This is a genomic window from Marinomonas sp. S3726 (genome assembly GCF_000967665.1).
In the GTDB taxonomy this organism is placed as follows: Bacteria; Pseudomonadota; Gammaproteobacteria; order Pseudomonadales; family Marinomonadaceae; genus Marinomonas.
Genome location: NZ_JXYC01000056.1, coordinates 1 through 1,082 on the forward strand (window position 1 = coordinate 1; position 1,082 = coordinate 1,082).

Below are 1,082 nucleotides of genomic sequence, written 5' to 3' on the forward strand. Positions count from 1 at the left end.
CCTGTTAAGCCAAAGCTGTCCCATGCAGGCAAGCTAGGGTCATCATAGACCTTGGTGTATTCACGCTTGCCCCAAACATCGTAATGAAACTCTTGCAGCAGGCGCATGCTGTTACCTTCTGCGATCGCTAAAACAGAACCGATATGATCTTTTAAGAAGTAACGAGTCTGATCCATGACAGTGCCATTATCGGCAACCGTTCGCTCCATTAAACCAAAGTCAGCTAGATAAAAACGCTCTGTGACCTTGCTGTTTTTACCGAGGACTTTTTCGTACAGGCCATCCAAATACCAGGTAGTTTGCGTTTCCCCAGCAATAGTGTCGATTCGCTTATAACGACCCAGACTAGGGCCATATAAGATTTCGGTTGTGGTGTTTTCACTGGCCTTACTAATGGTTTTTGGTTTATCGAACGAAGTATAGGTTAAGATTTTACCATCGCCACTGAGCATGTTACCGCTTTGGTCATAACAATAATTGCCTTTGCCTTCGATGTAAGAGACCGCATGAGGCCCTGGTGTCACAGTACAGTTGTGAACCCCTTGATTAGCGCCATAGGTATAGTTGCCGACACCCGGCTTACTTAAGATGTTGCCATTGGCCGCATAGCTCATGGATAGGGTTTGGATGGCATCTTGATTGTCTTCGAACTGACGAGTATTCCAAGAGGCTAAACGGTTTAATGCATCATAGGTAAAGCTTTGCCCTGTTCTTTGGTTAGCCTGCGTTGTGATGCTATCCATGAAGAGCTTATTATCACGTTTTTTTAGGTTACCCAAGCTATCAAAGGTGTAGCTTGAAAGCTGAGCATCACTTTCTCCATTCCAACCCGACTTGATGGTTTGCACAAAGCCTGTGGCGGCATCGTAACTACGAGTGGTCGTTAAAGTACCGTCTAGCTTGTAACCTGTGAGGTTACCACGGGCATCCATGCTGTTGGCTTGCCAATGCACGTCATTTGAGTCGGTCGCATTTTGAATTTGCGATAGGTAACCCGTACTGTTATACACTTGCTTGATGGCATAACCACCTGGGAAGGTTTGCGTATTCAACTTACCTTGCACATAGTGCCAGTTCATCTC

General features: G+C 45.7%; 1 pseudogene. It reads right to left on the bottom strand.

The features are described 5' to 3' along the window. Positions 1–1,082: pseudogene (locus TW85_RS26275) on the bottom strand (type IV secretion protein Rhs); the annotation flags it as partial.